Origin of the sequence: Rhizobium sp. BK661 (assembly GCF_024808825.1) — a bacterium.
Classification (GTDB): Bacteria; Pseudomonadota; Alphaproteobacteria; order Rhizobiales; family Rhizobiaceae; genus Rhizobium.
Genome location: NZ_JANTYT010000002.1, coordinates 244,210 through 261,417 on the forward strand (window position 1 = coordinate 244,210; position 17,208 = coordinate 261,417).

16 protein-coding genes are annotated in these 17,208 nt (G+C 59.8%); 9 read left to right on the forward strand and 7 right to left on the reverse strand.

Annotation, left to right across the window (positions count from 1 at the left end; all coding sequences use genetic code 11):
• The first annotated feature begins 1 nt into the window (after position 1).
• Positions 2-682, forward strand: coding sequence for a tRNA (guanosine(37)-N1)-methyltransferase TrmD (gene trmD / locus FHX16_RS07510; protein ID WP_183863751.1), 681 nt, complete (start codon positions 2-4; stop codon positions 680-682).
• A gap of 39 nt (positions 683-721) precedes the next feature.
• Here trmD and FHX16_RS07515 read toward each other — a convergent pair whose 3' ends face one another.
• Positions 722-2,176 (reverse strand): NCS1 family nucleobase:cation symporter-1, encoded by a 1,455-nt coding sequence (locus tag FHX16_RS07515; protein WP_259126900.1) that lies wholly within the window; start codon positions 2,174-2,176, stop codon positions 722-724.
• Positions 2,177-2,523: 347 nt separating this feature from the next.
• On the opposite strand from FHX16_RS07515, the gene rplS reads away from it, so the two are divergent.
• The 6 genes from rplS to FHX16_RS07545 all read left to right on the forward strand — a co-directional run bounded on the left by rplS (position 2,524) and on the right by FHX16_RS07545 (position 8,270).
• Complete coding sequence (gene rplS / locus FHX16_RS07520) at positions 2,524-3,060, forward strand: 50S ribosomal protein L19 (RefSeq protein ID WP_016556661.1); 537 nt, start codon at positions 2,524-2,526, stop codon at positions 3,058-3,060.
• A gap of 187 nt (positions 3,061-3,247) precedes the next feature.
• Positions 3,248-4,126, forward strand: a complete 879-nt coding sequence (locus FHX16_RS07525; RefSeq protein ID WP_259126901.1) for an aldo/keto reductase family oxidoreductase — start codon at positions 3,248-3,250, stop codon at positions 4,124-4,126.
• A 201-nt stretch (positions 4,127-4,327) separates the two neighbouring features.
• Positions 4,328-5,125, forward strand: coding sequence for a transporter substrate-binding domain-containing protein (locus FHX16_RS07530; protein ID WP_183863754.1), 798 nt, complete (start codon positions 4,328-4,330; stop codon positions 5,123-5,125).
• A 22-nt stretch (positions 5,126-5,147) separates the two neighbouring features.
• The gene (locus FHX16_RS07535; RefSeq protein WP_183863755.1) at positions 5,148-5,969 is read left to right on the forward strand and encodes an amino acid ABC transporter permease; all 822 of its coding nucleotides are present in this window, start codon (positions 5,148-5,150) and stop codon (positions 5,967-5,969) included.
• A gap of 244 nt (positions 5,970-6,213) precedes the next feature.
• Positions 6,214-7,623 (forward strand): 3-isopropylmalate dehydratase large subunit, encoded by a 1,410-nt coding sequence (gene leuC / locus FHX16_RS07540; protein WP_016556667.1) that lies wholly within the window; start codon positions 6,214-6,216, stop codon positions 7,621-7,623.
• A gap of 110 nt (positions 7,624-7,733) precedes the next feature.
• On the forward strand, positions 7,734-8,270 hold the full coding sequence (locus FHX16_RS07545) for a histidine phosphatase family protein (protein WP_183863756.1): 537 nt from the start codon (positions 7,734-7,736) through the stop codon (positions 8,268-8,270).
• Positions 8,271-8,323: 53 nt separating this feature from the next.
• Here the strand turns inward: FHX16_RS07545 and FHX16_RS07550 are convergent, their stop codons facing one another.
• Positions 8,324-9,154, reverse strand: coding sequence for an aldo/keto reductase (locus tag FHX16_RS07550; RefSeq protein WP_183863757.1), 831 nt, complete (start codon positions 9,152-9,154; stop codon positions 8,324-8,326).
• A gap of 138 nt (positions 9,155-9,292) precedes the next feature.
• Positions 9,293-9,841: a L,D-transpeptidase gene (locus FHX16_RS07555; protein ID WP_405049265.1), complete on the reverse strand. Its 549-nt coding sequence runs from the start codon at positions 9,839-9,841 to the stop codon at positions 9,293-9,295.
• A 143-nt stretch (positions 9,842-9,984) separates the two neighbouring features.
• Between FHX16_RS07555 and FHX16_RS07560 the strand changes: the two genes are divergently transcribed.
• Entirely contained in the window at positions 9,985-10,668 is a 684-nt protein-coding gene (locus tag FHX16_RS07560) for a response regulator transcription factor (RefSeq protein WP_016556671.1), read from the forward strand.
• A gap of 1 nt (position 10,669) precedes the next feature.
• On the forward strand, positions 10,670-11,125 hold the full coding sequence (locus tag FHX16_RS07565; RefSeq protein ID WP_183863758.1) for a cyclic nucleotide-binding domain-containing protein: 456 nt from the start codon (positions 10,670-10,672) through the stop codon (positions 11,123-11,125).
• A gap of 5 nt (positions 11,126-11,130) precedes the next feature.
• On the opposite strand, the gene xth is transcribed toward FHX16_RS07565, so the two are convergent.
• The 4 genes from xth to FHX16_RS07585 all read right to left on the reverse strand — a co-directional run bounded on the left by xth (position 11,131) and on the right by FHX16_RS07585 (position 17,191).
• A complete protein-coding gene (gene xth / locus FHX16_RS07570; protein ID WP_259126902.1) occupies positions 11,131-11,934 on the reverse strand; it encodes an exodeoxyribonuclease III in 804 nt (267 codons plus the stop codon).
• Between the two features lie 125 nt (positions 11,935-12,059).
• The gene (locus FHX16_RS07575; RefSeq protein WP_183755125.1) at positions 12,060-12,731 is read right to left on the reverse strand and encodes an outer membrane lipoprotein carrier protein LolA; all 672 of its coding nucleotides are present in this window, start codon (positions 12,729-12,731) and stop codon (positions 12,060-12,062) included.
• Positions 12,732-12,865: 134 nt separating this feature from the next.
• Complete coding sequence (locus FHX16_RS07580; RefSeq protein ID WP_183863760.1) at positions 12,866-15,526, reverse strand: DNA translocase FtsK; 2,661 nt, start codon at positions 15,524-15,526, stop codon at positions 12,866-12,868.
• 240 nt (positions 15,527-15,766) lie between these two features.
• Positions 15,767-17,191, reverse strand: coding sequence for an ammonium transporter (locus tag FHX16_RS07585; protein ID WP_183863761.1), 1,425 nt, complete (start codon positions 17,189-17,191; stop codon positions 15,767-15,769).
• Between the last annotated feature and the right edge of the window lie 17 nt (positions 17,192-17,208).

Genomic DNA, 17,208 nt, shown 5'->3' on the forward strand with positions numbered 1-17,208 from the left:
GATGGCGTTTCGCGCGACCGTGCTGACCCTCTACCCGGAAATGTTTCCGGGTCACCTCGGCTATTCCCTTGCCGGCAAGGCGATGGAACGTGGCCAGTGGTCGCTCGACACGTTGCAGATTCGCGATTTTGCCACCGACAAGCACCGCACTGTCGATGATACGCCCGCTGGCGGTGGCGCCGGAATGGTGCTCAAACCCGACGTCCTCGCCCGCGCCATCGACAGTGCTTCAGAGAACGACAGCCGTCCACGCCTGCTGATGAGCCCGCGCGGGAAGCCGCTGACCCAGGAGCGCGTGCGCGAACTGGCGTCCGGCGATGGCGTCATCATCGTCTGCGGTCGCTTCGAGGGCGTCGATCAGCGCGTCATCGAAGCGCGCGAGCTGGAAGAAGTCTCGATCGGCGACTACGTGCTGTCGGGCGGCGAGCCGGCGGCGCTGACCGTGCTGGACGCAATCGTCCGCATTCTGCCGGGCGTCATGGGAAACGATCTTTCCGGATTGCATGAGAGTTTCGAAGGCGGCCTGCTGGAGCATCCGCACTACACCCGTCCGCAGGAATGGGAGGGCCGCGAGATCCCGGCGATCCTGACGTCGGGCAATCATGGCGCAATCGAAAAATGGCGCCGCGAGCAGGCGCTGCAGCTGACTCGCGAACGACGCCCGGACCTGTTGGAAGAATGAAAAATGCCCGGCCAAAGCCGGGCATTGCATTGTTTGGTGTCAGTTCGTAGCGCCGACTGCGGAGCCACGTGTGCCCATGCGCAACACGTAGTAGACGACACCGCCAATGCCGACGCCGAAGAACCAGCCATAGGTCCCCCACCATTCCGGCAAGATCGACGTGAAAGTCGGGAGAACCGACGAGAACAGCGAGCCGATGAGGAAGGCGATGAACGCATTCGTGTGCCAGCCATTCTGGAAGCGGAACTCGCCATTCTCCTGATAGAGGTCTGAGACGTTCAGCTCACCCTTCCGGATCAGATAGTAGTCGACCATCATGATCCCGAAGATCGGACCCATTGTCGAACCGATGAAGTTGACGAAGTGTGCAGCACCCGTCTCCCACGGTGCGAAGGGGTAGAGCACCAGCGCGATCAGGGCTGCGATATAGCCGCCGCCCTTGAAGCTGATCTGGCGAGGGAAGACATTCGAGAAATCGAAGGCTGGCGAGACGAAGTTGGCCACCACGTTGATGCCAAGCGTTGCGACAGCGAAGGTCAAGGCGGCAAGCAATGCCAGGAACCAGCTGTCGAATTTCGCCGAGATTGCTTCCGGATGCAGCAACACTTCGCCGTAGACGGTGAACGCAGCCGTGGTGGTAACGCCTGCGACGAGGCAGAAGGCGAGCAAGTTGATCGGCAGGCCCCAGAGATTGCCGGTGCGCAGGGTTTTCGTGTCCTTGGCATAGCGCGAGAAATCGCAGAAGTTCAGGTAGAGCGCTGCGAAGTAGGTGATCCAGGTGGCGGCAACGGCGGCAAGAGCCGGGAAGGTGCCGGGTTCGTAGGAAATGCCCGCGTCTTTCGTCTTCTCAAGCAGCACGTCGCGCGGGATCTCGCTGCCGAAGGAGAAGGTGCCGGCCTTGGTGATGAGATAGACGGCGAGAACAAGCATCATGATCCAGACGGCAGGGCCGGCCAGGTCCTGGAACTTGCGCACCGTCTCCATGCCGCGCTGAATGATCAGGAGCTGCAGCGCCCAGACGACAACGTAGCAGATCACCTCGAGCGTGGAGTGACCAAGCATGTGGCTGTTCTGATGGAAGGCCAGCATGCTCTCGTTGCGAATGAGAAGAGCGACGATCGCGCCGGATGCAGCCGCCGTCTGTGCGCCGTACCAGAAGCAGGCGACAACGGCGCGAACCAGAGCCGGGGCATTGGCTCCGAACGTGCCGAACGAAGCGCGCGCAAGTACCGGGAACGGTACGCCCGTCTTGACGCCGGCGTTACCGACGAGGCTCATGAGGAAGAAGATGACCAGCGAGCCGAGACCGATGGCGATCACGAAATTGATGAAGCTGCCGCACAGCAGGAAAAGGCTGGCGGCGAGATAATAGCCCCAAAGGCTGTGAACATCAGAAGTCCACACATTGAATATACTGAAAGCGCCCCACTTCCTCTCCTGAGCGGGCGCGAGGTCCTCGTTATATAACGAGGGCGACGGATTACTGACTGTCATTCATTCCCCTCCGAAAACTCCGACGGATCACAATTTGATCCGAAACAGAATCTGCTCCTCGGTTGGGCATTTGACAAATATTTAATCAAATGAGTCACAGGCTTGATATTGTGCAGCGCCGTTGAAGGCCGCGTTTTATCGGCCGACGCAGCGAAATTTCCGGGCCGAAGGGGTGACAAAGCCTGCGCAATACGGTATGCGCACGCCCGGAATGGGAAAACTCCCATCAACCATGCAAAGAAAAACAGACGAATTCGCTCCTGCCCTCACCGGCAAATATCTGAGGCTCGACCAAGGATAGATCGTTCAGAGCGCTCTGGCTGTTGAACCAACAAAGAGGTTGAGTCATGAACATCATTCAGCAGCTTGAGGCCGAACAGGTCGCCAAGATCGAAGCCCAGCGCACGCTTCCTGAATTCTCCCCAGGCGATACCGTTCGCGTCAACGTGAAGGTCAAGGAAGGCAACCGTACCCGCGTACAGGCCTACGAAGGCGTTTGCATCGCTCGCTCCGGCGGTGGCCTGCAGGAGAACTTCACGGTTCGCAAGATCTCCTACGGCGAAGGCGTCGAGCGCGTATTCCCGGTCTACTCCCCGGCAATCGAAAGCGTAGAAGTCGTTCGCCGCGGTAAGGTCCGTCGCGCGAAGCTTTACTACCTGCGCGATCGTCGCGGCAAGTCGGCTCGTATCGTCGAGAACACCGGCACGCGCGCCCGCAAGCTCAACGACGCCGAGCGCCAGGCCGTTGCCGAGGAAAAGGCACGTCTGGAAGCCGAAAAGGTTGCAGCAGCTCAGGCGCTCGCGGCCGAAAAGGCAGCTCAGGAAGCCGCAGAAGCCAAGGCAGCAGCAGAAGCTGCAGCAGCGGCCGAGCCGGCAGCAGAATAAGTTTCAATCCTCACGGATTGTTGGAAAAGGCGACCTTCGGGTCGCCTTTTTTATTGCGTGCGATGATACGCAGACAGTTCCCCCAAGGACCATTGTCCGGAATTGCGAACAACCCGTGCGGAAAGCATGGCGTTATCAGCAGACCGAACCTGCCCTATGTCTACCCCGTCTTTAAACGGAGTAGATCATGTCCAATCTCGAAAAATCGGGCACATTCACACTCGGCGACCGTGCGGTGACGCGGCTCGGTTATGGTGCCATGCAACTGGCCGGCAAGGGCGTCTTCGGCCCACCGAAAGACCGCGGCGAAGCCATAGCCGTTCTGCGTGAAGCCATCGAAAGCGGCGTCAACCACATCGACACCAGCGACTTCTATGGCCCGCACGTCACCAATCAGATCATCAGGGAAGCGCTGCATCCTTACAGCGACAGTCTCGTGATCGTCACCAAGATCGGAGCGACACGCGGCCCGGATGCATCCTGGAACCCGGCCTTCTCTCGGGAAGCGTTAACGAAGGCGATCCACGACAACCTGACGAACCTCGGCCTCGATGTGATCGAGGTGGTCAATCTGCGCGCCATGTTTGATGTTCACGGCCCCGCGGAAGGATCTTTGGAGGAGCCTCTCACGGTCCTCGCCGACCTTCAGCGCCAGGGCCTTGTCAAACACATCGGACTCTCCAGCGTCACCGCCAAGCAAATTGCCGACGGCCGAAAGATCACCGAGATCGTTTGTGTCCAGAATCAATACAATCTTGCGCATCGGGAGGACGATGCGCTGATCGACCAGCTTGCCGTGGAGCAGACAGCCTATGTTCCGTTCTTTCCGCTCGGCGGCTTCTCGCCGCTGCAATCCTCCACGCTTTCGGACGTCGCCGAGGATCTGGGCGCAACGCCGATGCAGGTTGCGCTAGCCTGGCTCCTGCAGCGCGCACCGAATATCCTGCTCATACCTGGCACCTCGTCACGGGTCCACCTCAGGGAGAATCTCGCGGTCGCAGACATTGGCTTGCCCGCCGATGCGATTGCGAAATTGAACGGCATCGCATCGGCAAAAGTGAGCTAGCTTTCGCGGCTGTGATGGAAGCGTTGCCATCTTGTTACTTGGCCGGTGATGCTCGCAATGCATCTCGCAAAAATCTTCGCAGGAAGAGGCGGTCTTTGGGGCCGCCTTTTCTGTTTTTGCACGGCGACATGCGGCAATTCTCTTGCTATCCGCTTCGCAACTATGACAGGTTTCGCGAGCTATATTTCGGGGAGATACCTAATGCCGTTCCGCCGCGCCGTCCTTGCAGGACTGACCGCTCTCATCCTGTCGCCGCTCGCGACCTTTGCCGCCGATCTTCCCGACCTCAAGGGCAAGGCAGTCGTTGTCGTGACCGAAAACGCCTACCCGCCGCTGCAGTTCGTCGACCCGAAGTCCGGCAAGGCGATCGGCTGGGAATATGACGCGATGAACGAGATCGCAAAGCGGCTGAATTTCAAGGTCGAGTACCAGAACACCAGCTGGGACGCGATGATCCAGGCCGTCTCCGACAACCAGTACAATATTGGCATGACCGGTATCACCATCAAGGACGACCGCAAGGCAAAGGTGGATTTCTCCGATCCCTACATGCGCTCGCAGCAGTTCATGCTGGTGCGCGGCGACGAAAACCGGTTCAACGACGCGAAGACCTTCGGCGCCTTCAATGAAGGCCTCGTTGGCGCGCAGCCCGGCACCTCGCCCTTCTACACGGCCGTCTACGAGATCCTCGACGGCAACGAGCAGAATCCGCGCATCAAGCTTTTCGAGACTTTCGGCGCCACCGTTCAGGCCCTCAAGGCTGGAGACGTCGATGTCGTGCTCACCGATAGCGTCGCCGCCAAAGGCTATGTCGATGCCTCGAACGGTGGCCTGAAGGTCGTCGGCGGCCCGCTCGGCACCGAAGATTTCGGCTTCATCTTCCCGAAGGGCTCCGATCTCGTGGCACCCGTCAACGCGGCGATCGCCAGCCTCAAGGCGGACGGCACCTTCGACGCGCTGAACAAAAAGTGGTTCTTCGACTACAAGATGGGACAATGATCCTTTCTTCGGTTAACACGTAATGGCTCCTCAGCCGGCCCCGGTTGGGCAGAGTAAGGGCGACTACCCCTGGTGGCTTGTCGCCCTCGTCGCGATCGGCATCGTCCTTGCCGTCGTCATCGTCACCAACGACATCTACGCGCAGGTCTTCCGCACCGTCTTCAATGGCGTCGGCGTTACCATCTTCGTGACGCTGGTAGGGTTTGCGCTCGCGACCCTTCTTGGCCTTGGCATCGCGTTGCTCGGACTGTCCGACAGTGTCGTGCTTCGCCAGATCTCCCGCTTCTATGTCGAAGTCATCCGCGGCGTGCCGATGCTGGTGCTGCTATTCTACGTCGCCTTCGTCGGCGCCCCCGGCATCGTCGCCGCCTACAACTTCCTGACCAGTCCACTGGTCCAGGCGGGCTTCAGCGAACCGGTGATGGTGCGCGACTTCTCGCTGATGTGGCGAGCGATCATCGCGCTTATGATCGGCTACTCCTCCTTCATCGCCGAAGTCTTCCGCGCCGGCATCCAGTCAGTCGATCAGGGGCAGATCGAGGCCGCCAAGGCGCTCGGCCTCTCGCGCTATCACCGTTTCCGCTTCGTGGTCTTCCCGCAGGCCATCAAGGTGATCTTTCCGCCGCTATCGAACGACTTCGTGGCGATGGTCAAGGACTCGTCGCTGGTATCGGTCCTCGGCGTGTCCGACATCACCCAGATGGGAAAAATCTACGCCTCCGGCTCCTTCCGCTTCTTTGAAACCTACTCGATCGTCACCTACATCTATCTCATCCTGACGATCGGCCTGTCGCTTGCATTGCGCCAGGTCGAGAAGCGGATGCGCAGAAGAGACGGGCGATAACGGCGTCATGATTCGAATTGCCGCCGTCGCCAAAAATTGATATGTGACGGCCCATGGAATCCAAGTTCAAGTGCATTGGCGCGCATATTTTCGTGCTGCAGGATCATTACCGCCTGCCGGCACGCTTCTTTGCGTCGGTGTCCGGTGCACTCAACAGCCGACTTCGTTGATCGAATGACGGCCGGCGGAGCCTTGTCCGCCCAAACTCTATCTCTCCATACGCATTCAATACGGACACAACGCCATGAGCGCACCGCGTACCCTTTACGACAAGATCTGGGCCGACCATCTGGTTGATGAACAGGCTGACGGCACCTGTCTTCTCTACATCGACCGCCACCTGGTCCACGAAGTCACCTCGCCGCAGGCTTTCGAAGGCCTGCGTATGACTGGCCGCAAGGTTCGCGCGCCGGAAAAGACGCTGGCTGTCGTCGACCATAACGTTCCGACGTCACCCGACCGGCATCTCGGCATCAAGAACGAAGAGAGCCGCATTCAGGTCGAGCAGCTCGCCATCAATGCCGCCGAGTTCAATGTCGAATACTACTCGGAGAACGACAAGCGGCAGGGCATCGTCCATATCATCGGACCTGAACAGGGCTTCACCCTGCCCGGCATGACGATCGTCTGCGGCGACAGCCACACCTCGACGCACGGCGCCTTCGGCTCGCTCGCCCATGGCATCGGTACTTCTGAGGTCGAGCACGTGCTCGCCACGCAGACCCTGATCCAGAAGAAGGCGAAGAACATGCTGGTGCAGGTTGACGGGCAGCTGCCTGCCGGCGTCACCGCCAAGGACATCGTTCTTGCCATCATCGGTGAAATCGGCACCGCCGGCGGCACCGGCTACGTCATCGAATACGCCGGCGAAGCCATTCGCGCGCTGTCGATGGAAGGCCGCATGACCATCTGCAACATGTCGATTGAAGGCGGCGCCCGCGCCGGGCTGATTGCGCCGGACGAAACCACCTTCGAATACATCAAGGGCAAGCCGCGCGCGCCGAAAGGCGAGGCGCTGGAGCAAGCGATCGCCTATTGGAAGACTCTGAAGTCGGACGAAGGCGCGCATTTTGACCGCGTTGTGAAGCTCAACGCCGCCGAATTGCCCCCGATTGTGTCTTGGGGTTCCTCGCCGGAGGACGTCATCTCCGTTCAGGGCGTCGTTCCGAACCCGGACGAAATTCCGGAGGAGACGAAGCGTGCTTCCAAGTGGCGTGCGCTCGACTACATGGGCCTGAAGCCCGGCACCCCGATCACCGAGATCAACATCGACCGCGTCTTCATCGGCTCCTGCACGAATGGCCGCATCGAAGACCTGCGCGCCGTTGCCAAGGTTGTCGAAGGCAAGACCGTCGCCTCGACCGTCAACGCCATGATCGTTCCGGGCTCCGGCCTCGTGAAGGAACAGGCGGAGCAGGAAGGTCTCGACAAGATCTTCAAGGCAGCCGGCTTTGACTGGCGCGAGCCGGGTTGCTCCATGTGCCTCGCCATGAACGACGACCGCCTGAAGCCGGGCGAGCGTTGCGCTTCCACCTCGAACCGCAACTTCGAAGGCCGCCAGGGCTTCAAGGGCCGTACCCACCTGGTTTCTCCGGCGATGGCCGCTGCCGCCGCGATCGCCGGCCACTTCGTCGATATCCGCGAGTGGAACTAAGACATGACGGCCTCCCCTCGGAAACGACGGGGAGGCCACCTCAGCAGACACCGGACGCATTCGGTGAGACAATAGCCGCGTTCGAACCTTAGCACCTTTCAGGTGAGCATATGAGCGCTGCAAAACCGTCCACAAAACGACGCCTGCTCCTTCTTCGTCACGCCAAATCCGCATGGCCGGAGAACGTGCCCGACCACGATCGCCCGCTAGCGGGTCGCGGAGAGAAGGCAGCACCGTTGATGGGCCGCTATCTCGCGCGTGAAAAGCTTATCCCCGATCTGGTTCTGGTGTCCTCGGCTCGGCGCACCCAGGAGACCTGGGGGCTTCTTGCCAAAAAGCTTCCGTCTGCGATCGCAAAGCGTGATGCGGAGGACTTGTACGAAGCTTCTGCCGCAAAGATCGCGGCTGTCGTACAAACCATCGATCCCAAGGTTCGGACGCTTATGCTGATCGGGCACAATCCCGGCTTTCAGGATCTCGCAGACGGTTTGATCGGCGAAGGCGATGCCGACGCATGCGCTCGCATCAGGGAGAAATTCCCGACGGCCGCACTTGCGGTGATCGAGTTCGATGCCGATCGCTGGAAGGATCTGAAGCCGCGAAGTGGCATGTTGGAACGCTTCATCACGCCACGTTCGCTTGCCTGAGGTGGCGTCTCTCCCCTCCCTCGAAATAGAGAGAAGGGAGAGCAGAGTTTCGATCAGAAATTGGCCGTATATGGATCTGGCCCCATGCGGGCGCTCTTGTCGTCAAGCTTGGCGATTTCCTCCATGTCGGCCGCATCCAGCTTGAAATCGAAGACCTTGAAATTCTCCTCGATCCGCGACGGCGTAACCGACTTCGGAATGACAACAAGGCCGCTGTCGATATGCCAGCGAATGATGACCTGAGCCGGTGTTTTTCCGTGCTTCCTGGCGATCTCGCCGATCGCCGGATTGGCGATCAACTTGCCCTGACCGAGCGGGCTCCACGATTCGGTGGCGATGTTCAGCTTCTTGTGCGCTTCCTGCGCAGCCTTCTGCTGGAAATCGGGGTGCAACTCGATCTGGTTGATGACGGGAACGACGCCGGTATCGCCGATGATCTGTTCGAGATGATCCGGATAGAAGTTCGAAACGCCGATCGAACGAGCACGGCCTTCTTCCCTGATCTTCACGAAGGCCTTCCAGGTTTCGCGATAGAGCCCACGGTGCGGCGACGGCCAGTGGATGAGGTAGAGGTCGACATACTCCATGCCGAGCTTCCTCAGGCTGCCCTCGAACGCGCGCATGGTCGCGTCGTAGCCCTGATCGGTGTTGCGGAGCTTGGTGGTAACGAAAATGTCCTTGCGATCGAGGCCGGACGAGCGGATGCCCTCGCCGACGCCTTCCTCGTTGTCGTAGCCGGACGCCGTGTCGATGTGCCGATAGCCAGCCGCTATGGCTGAACGCACCGTCGGTGCGGCGATCTCCTGGGGCGTCTGCCAGACGCCGAGGCCGACCTGGGGAATTGAATGTCCGTCATGGAAAGTGATGATGGGTTGCTGTGCCACAATATGTCTCCGGAAGTTTGAAGAATTGGACGGGGCGTGATTGAAGCCGCGGTTGCGGATTTCCCTGCGCGCATTTCAGCCCGTGCGCCGGTCGAAAGGGCATATAGGTCGGCGGGGCTGGTTTATCACCCCCGCGGATCAAAGAACGCGCACGACCGTCCCCTTGCGCAAGAACGGCAAGAGGCGCCGCATGTCTCTTTGGTGAACGGCCACGCACCCAGCGGTCGGCTCGTAGCCGGGCTTGATCAGATGGAAGAAGATCGCCGAGCCGCGATTGCGCGCTCGCGAGGTGATATTCCAGTCCATGACGAGGCAGACGTCATAGAGGGCGTCCTTGCGTTTCATTTCCTCATGGCTCGGCCGAAACGGTGCTTTGACTAGCCTGTTGTAGTTGGCGTTATCAGGTTGGTCGCACCACAGCATATCGCCACGAATACGGCGAATCGCAAGCGGTGACTCAAGACGCGTGGGTCGCTCGCCGCGACGAAAGCCGGAAAGTAGCTTCATCGAGGCAATAGGAGTGGCCCCATCTCCCTCACGCTTGAGCACCGTTCGGCCAGACCGACCGATTGCGGCCGGCACGATAATCGTACCGAACTTGATCAGGGCCCTACTTTTTTTGCCTGGTGCAGGACGAACAACGAGGGTCGTCGACTGTATCGGTCTCGGACGCCTTGTTTTCTCCATTTTTCTCACATGTGGTTGCGATTGCTAGGATTACGATTGAAAACATATAGCATCGTATACGACAACAGCTCGGTTGCCCAATCTTTGCCAATGCTAGCGAATTGGCGTAGGAGTGAGGGACCGCAGGCGAGGGATAGAGCCGCATGACCGCACGCACCATTCTCTTGGTGGATGATGATGACGACCTCCGCGAGACACTCACGGAACAGCTTTCGCTCTACGACGAATTCACGGTGCTTCAGGAAACAACGGCGGCCAAGGGCGTCGAGCGTGCGCGATCAACGCCGATCGACCTGCTCATCATGGACGTCGGGCTGCCCGATATGGACGGACGCGAGGCCGTCAAGCTGCTGCGAAAGGGCGGACTGAAAGCCCCGATCATCATGCTGACCGGTCATGACACGGACTCCGATACCATCCTCGGCCTCGAAGCGGGCGCCAACGACTACGTTACCAAGCCCTTCCGCTTCGCTGTCCTGCTTGCCCGCATCCGCGTGCAACTGCGCCAGCACGAGCAAAGCGAGGACGCCACCTTCAGCGTCGGCCCTTATGTCTTCAAGCCGAGCCAGAAGCTGTTGACGATGGACAGCGGCCAGAAGATCCGGCTGACGGAGAAGGAAGCGGCAATCATTCGCTACCTCTATCGCGCCGAGCAGAAGGTCGTCACCCGCGACGTGCTCCTGGAAGAAGTGTGGGGCTACAATTCCGGCGTCACCACGCACACGTTGGAAACCCACGTCTACCGCCTGCGCCAGAAGATCGAACGCGATCCATCCAACGCCGAGATTCTGGTGACAGAAAACGGCGGCTACAAGATCATCCCGTAGCATGGCTCTGAACGATGACATCCGGCTATTGTCGCAGCTGCCGCTGTTCCACGGGATGTCCGAGGATCAGCTGCGGCTGATCGCCTTCGGCGCGGATCGACGCGTCATTTCGGCAGGCCAGATGCTCTTCCGCGAAGGCTCGCCGGCGGAAAGCGCCTACGTCATCCTCGCTGGCGGCGTCGAACTCAGCCGGACCGGCCGCGATGGCCAACCTGACGTCCAGAGCACGGTCGGACCTGGCACGCTTCTGTCCGAACTTGCGCTGATCACGTTGGTCGAGCGCAAGTTCACGGCCGTTGCAACCGAAGACACGAGCATCATTCGCATCACGCGTTCGCTGTTCCACCGGCTTATCGAGGAATACCCGGAGGCTGCCCGGCTGATCGAGAGCCGCATTCGGGACAACATCGCCGAGCTTGCGGCCAAAGCAGTGGCACAGCTCCACCGCTTCGTCTGAGCAGATCAGAGATTGAAGTGCGCGGTTACTGGCACATGGTCGGACGGCCGTTCCCATCCGCGCGCTTCCTTCAGAATATCGATGCGCTGCAGGTGTGGCCCGAGATCCTTTGAACTCCATATATGGTCGAGCCGACGGCCGCGATCAGCTGCTTGCCAATCCTTGGCGCGATAGCTCCACCACGTATAGAGTTTTTCATTCTCCGGAACGTGCTGGCGCATCAGGTCGAGCCAGGCGCCCCGCTGCATGACCTCGAGAAGGCCCTCGGTCTCCACCGGCGTGTGGCTGACGATCTTGAGCAGCTGCTTATGCGACCATACGTCGTGCTCGAGCGGAGCGATATTGAGATCGCCGACAAGGATTGCTGAGGTATTCGTCTCGCCGTTCGCCTTGAGTTGCTTCATTTCCTCGATGAAGTCGAGCTTGTGCCCGAACTTCGGATTGATCGTCCGATCCGGTTCGTCGCCGCCGGCCGGCACATAGAAGTTATGCAGGCGAATACGCCGGCCTCCGCGCTCGAAGACGGCGGAGATGTGCCTGGCATCACCGACGTTGCAGTAGTCCTGACGGTGATCCTCGACGAGCGGGACACGTGAGGCAATGGCAACACCATGATAGCCCTTTTGGCCATGGATGATAATGTGTTCATAGCCCATCGCGCGTAGCGGCGAGGCAGGAAACAGATCGTTTGGCACCTTCGTTTCCTGGAGGCAAAGTATGTCTGGCTTATGCTTGAGGACGAATTGCTCGACGATCGGCATGCGCAACCGCAGAGAGTTGATATTCCAAGTCGTGACCGAGAAGCCCATTCCATTGCCTTTCAAAAACCGGACGAACTGGCTTTAGAGGAAAGGCTGTCGCTATGGAACGGATGCGCGCAAAGAAAAACGCCCTGTAAGATTGCAGGGCGTTGTCCTGACAAAACAGCGGGAAATCAATCTCGGTAGGCGGCCGTTCCGGGGATCACTTCGTAAGGCACCCTGAACACCTTGTCGTCGAACTGGATGCCGGTCTTGACGTTGAACACCATGACGGAGGTGTCCTTGCCCTGGTTGTCGGTGATCGTCCACTGACGGAGATCATAGGTCTTCGGATCGAACATCATCGTAATCGTCGAGTTACCAAAGATCGTGTTGTTGCCAAGCGCGATCGTCGTCAGGTCGGATTCCTGCTTCACGCTCTTCACGGAGCCTGCCGAGAGGTCGATCCGCTGTGCCAACAGCAGGCTGAGCGGCGTCTTCGACAATGGATACAAATCCCACGTCTTGAGCTTCATATTGCCAACGGCAACGTTCTTTCCGTCCGCGATGACACGGATAGGCGATGGGTTGTCATAGTTAAAGCGCAGCTTCCCGGGGCGCTGGATATAGAACTTCCCACCGGTCTGCTCGCCGCGCGGGCCAAACTGGACGAATTCGCCCTGCATCGTCGCAACACTTGAGAAGTGGTCCGCAATCGCCTGCGCGGTAGAGGCGCTGGAAGCAGCGGCCGCCGCCTGCGCATAGGCCGCAATCGGGATTGCCGACGCCGCAGCGACGGCCAGCGTGCCAAGAAGATGGCGCCGGGTCAGCGAGATGCGGTCCATGACGGAATTGGAGTTGTTCATCTATGTCTCCTTTATGCATTTTGAATGCTGCGGAAACGCGGCGCCTTCATGGCGGAGCTCGCAGGCCTGCATAAACTAACGGTTTCAATGCGATCAGGTTTCCGTGAGGTTGGCATCATTCAATGCTGCCGGCCTCAGCGGTCAAGAATATCGCCCTCGGTCGGAACCAGGATCTCGCGTTTTCCAGCATGATTGGCGGGACCGATGATGCCTTCCTGCTCCATCCGCTCGATCAGTGATGCGGCGCGGTTGTATCCAATGCCAAGTCTGCGTTGAATATACGACGTCGATGCCTTTCCGTCACGTAGAACGATGGCCACGGCCTGATCGTACGGATCGTCGGATTCAGAAAGATTGGACGTTCCCGCCGGACCACCGCCATAGTCGCTATCTTCGTCCTCGTCAGCCGTAATGGCGTCGAGATATTGCGGCGCGCCTTGCGTCTTCAGGTAGGAGACGATCTCCTCGACCTCCATATCGGCAACGAACGGGCCGTGGACGCGCTGGATGCGTCCGCCGCCGGCCATATAGAGCATGTCACCCATGCCGAGCAGCTGCTCCGCGCCCTGTTCGCCGAGGATGGTGCGACTATCAATCTTCGACGTCACCTGGAAGGAGATGCGGGTCGGGAAGTTTGCCTTGATGGTGCCGGTGATAACGTCGACAGACGGGCGCTGGGTCGCCATGATGACATGGATGCCGGCGGCACGCGCCATCTGCGCCAGTCGCTGCACCGCGCCTTCGATGTCTTTGCCGGCAACCATCATCAGGTCGGCCATCTCGTCGATGATGACGACGATATAAGGCATCGGCTGCAGGTCGAATTCTTCCGTCTCGTACATCGCCTCGCCCGTGTGGCGGTCGAAGCCGGTCTGCACGGTGCGCGAGATCACCTCGCCCTTGGCAAGGGCCTGTTCGACGCGGCTGTTGAAGCCGTCGATATTGCGGACGCCGATCTTCGACATCTTCTTGTAGCGCTCTTCCATCTCGCGGACGGTCCACTTGAGCGCAACGACAGCCTTTTTGGGGTCCGTGACGACAGGCGAGAGAAGATGCGGAATGCCGTCGTAAACAGACAATTCGAGCATCTTAGGATCGATCATGATCAGGCGGCATTGCTCCGGCGTCATGCGATAAAGCAAAGACAGGATCATTGTGTTGATGGCGACCGACTTACCCGAGCCTGTGGTACCCGCAACTAGCAGGTGCGGCATCTTGGCCAGATCCGCTATGACAGCTTCGCCGCCGATGGTCTTGCCGAGCGCCATGGCAAGCTTCGCCTTCGAGCCTTCGAAATCGCGTGAGGCGATGAGTTCGCGCAGATAGACGGTTTCGCGCGTGGAGTTCGGCAGCTCGATACCGATGGCATTGCGGCCCGGCACGACCGCGACGCGGGCAGCAATCGCGCTCATCGAGCGGGCGATATCGTCGGCCAAGCCGATGACGCGCGACGACTTGATACCGGGAGCAGGCTCCAGTTCATAGAGGGTGACAACCGGACCGGGACGGACGTGGATGATTTCGCCCTTGACACCGAAATCCTCGAGCACGCCTTCAAGCATGCGCGCATTCTGTTCCAGCGCATCGGCAGACAGCGTCGAATCACGCACGACATTCTTCGGTTCGGCGAGGAGATGCATCGACGGAAGCTGGAAGCCCTCGGGGCGGATGAACGATCCCTGTTGCTCGCGTTCGACGCGGGCGCCGGGTTTCGGCCGCGCCGTCGGCTGTACCACGCGCGGCTCCGAACGTCCGCCGGCGGGCTTGGAGGGAGCGCGCATCATCCAGTCGTCGTCATCAGGCAGAATGTCGGCTGGACGCGGCGGCATGTCATCGAACGGCAGATCATCATCGTCGTCGTCATTGAGCGAAATGGACGGCGCGGAAACAACACGGCGCTGTGAGGCGGCGCGCGGATCCATCGATGGATCCATGCGCTCTCCACGTGCAGCCGGTACCTTGGCGCGGACCGGCTCATTCAGTTTACCAAACTCGTCGTCATTGAAGTCGTAGGGCGACTCGAAATCGTCCTGCCGCCGCTTGCGAGGACCCATGCCGAGCAAGCGACGCATGCGAGCCTGGCTCATGTACCAGGCATGCGTCAGCGCGCCGAACGCCAGCCAGCCGCCTTCATCGTCATCTTCTTCCTCGTCACCTACCGAAGGCAGCTTGGAGCGGCTTTTTGCGTAGTCTTGCGCAGCTTCGTCCTCATCCTCCTCGTTGCGACCGACGAGACCGGCAGAAAACAGCAGCATCCAGACGGTGGGGATGGCGAACACGCAGCCAACCGCTGTTGCGAAGGCGCCGGTCGGATAGGCGCCGACAAACAGCGCAGGAAACCGCAGGATCATGTCACCGATGACACCGCCGATACCGTTGGGAATCGGCCAGGTGAGCGGCGGCGGGAAGCAACCTATTACGGCGGAAGAAAGCACCGATCCCAGACCCCAGGCGGCGGCGCGCGCCGGGATGCGGCTGATGCGGCGTCCCGAGATCAACGCAAGCGCCCAGGCGACCACAGGCAAAAGCGCGACGACGCTGGCAAGTCCGAAGAACTGCATTGCAAGGTCGGCAAAGGCCGCCCCGCTATAGCCTAGAATGTTGGTCGGTTCGTTTCCTGTTGCATAGGAGTAGCTCGGATCCGCAACATTCCAGGTCGCAAGCGCAGCAACCGCCAAAGCGAGCAGCAGAAAGATCCCGAAGCCGATAAGGGTTTGCGCCTGCCGGAACATGAAACCCGAAAGGGAAAAACGGTCAGGCCGGCCATCCATTGCAGGCGATGTGCTTCTTGCCATGTGTGTACCCGTCCAATGCGTGAGAGCGTGCGAATCGCCAAGCGTCTGCGCCCAGTACCTTCGCCCCACCTAATCAAAGGACGGTTAAAGCGGTATTAACCATGCCACCCCCACATCTTGCATCTGAAAATAAAAAAGCCCGAACCTATGGAGGTCCGGGCCAAAAGCGGACTATTCGGACGAATAGGCCGCGACGGGCTGTTCAGCGGCGCCTGTTATGCAAGCGCCGCAATGCCTAGATTACGAATGGTACGCGGCTTCGCCGTGGGTTGCGAGGTCGAGACCCTCGCGCTCCGCTTCGACAGAGACGCGCAGACCGATGACGACATCAACGATCTTGTAGAGGATGAAGGAACCGATGCCCGACCATGCGATCGTCGTCAGGACGCCCTTCAGCTGGGCGAAAACCTGCGTCGCGGTACCCGGATAGCTGGCCGCGAAGTCGGCCGTCGAGTAATCGACGATGCCTGCGCCGCCGAGCGCCGGATTGACCAGGATGCCAGTGCCGATGGCGCCGAGGATACCACCGACGCAATGCACGCCAAAGACATCGAGCGAGTCGTCATAGTTGAACTTGTTCTTCACGACGTCGACGAAGAAGTAGCAAACCGGCGAAACGATGAGGCCGAGGACGATTGAACCCATCGGGCCTGCGAAACCTGCTGCCGGCGTAACGGCAACCAGGCCAGCGACGGCACCTGAAGCTGCGCCGAGCATCGACGCCTTGCCGCGAGTGAAGTTTTCGACGAGGCACCAGGACACAGCCGCTGCAGCCGTTGCGACGAAGGTGTTGATCATCGCGAGCGAGGCATAGGCGTTGGCTTCGAGGTTCGAGCCGGCATTGAAGCCGAACCAACCAACCCACAGAAGCGATGCGCCGACCATGGTGAGGGTCATGGAGTGCGGAGCCATGATTTCCTTCTTATAGCCGGTGCGCTTGCCGAGCATGATGGCCCCGATCAGACCGGCGATACCGGCATTGATGTGGACGACCGTACCGCCGGCGAAGTCAAGTGCGCCGTAGGAGAAGATCAGACCCGACGCCGAAGTGTAGGAGCTCGGACCACCCCAGAACCAGACCATGTGTGCCATCGGGAAGTAGACGAAGGTGACCCACAGAACGACGAACAGCATGACGGCCGAGAACTTGATGCGCTCGGCGAAAGCGCCGACGATCAGGGCAGGCGTGATGCAGGCGAAGGTCATCTGGAAGCAAACGTAGGTCAGCTCCGGAATGGCAACGCCCTTTGTGAATGTTTCGGACAGAGTGGTCGTGTCCACGCCTGCGAGGAAAGCCTTCGAGAAGCCGCCGACGAAACTGTTAAGCGAGCCGCCGTCCGTAAACGCGAGCGAGTAGCCGTAGGTCACCCAGATGATCATCACCACTGCCGTGATCATGAAGACCTGCATGAGAACGGAGAGCATGTTCTTGGCGCGAACCAGACCGCCGTAGAAGAGGGCGAGGCCCGGGATCGTCATCAGCAGGACGAGAACCGTGGAGATCATCATCCAGGTATTGTCGCCCTTGTCGACCGTCATCGCAGGAGCAGCAGCGGCGGCTGCAGGAGCAGCTGCATCCTGCGCGAAAGCGACGACTGGCGCGAGCAGCGCAGCCGACGCAGCAGCAAGCCGCGCATAGGTGGAAGAAAACTTCGAAATTGACATTGAAACAGGCTCCCTTG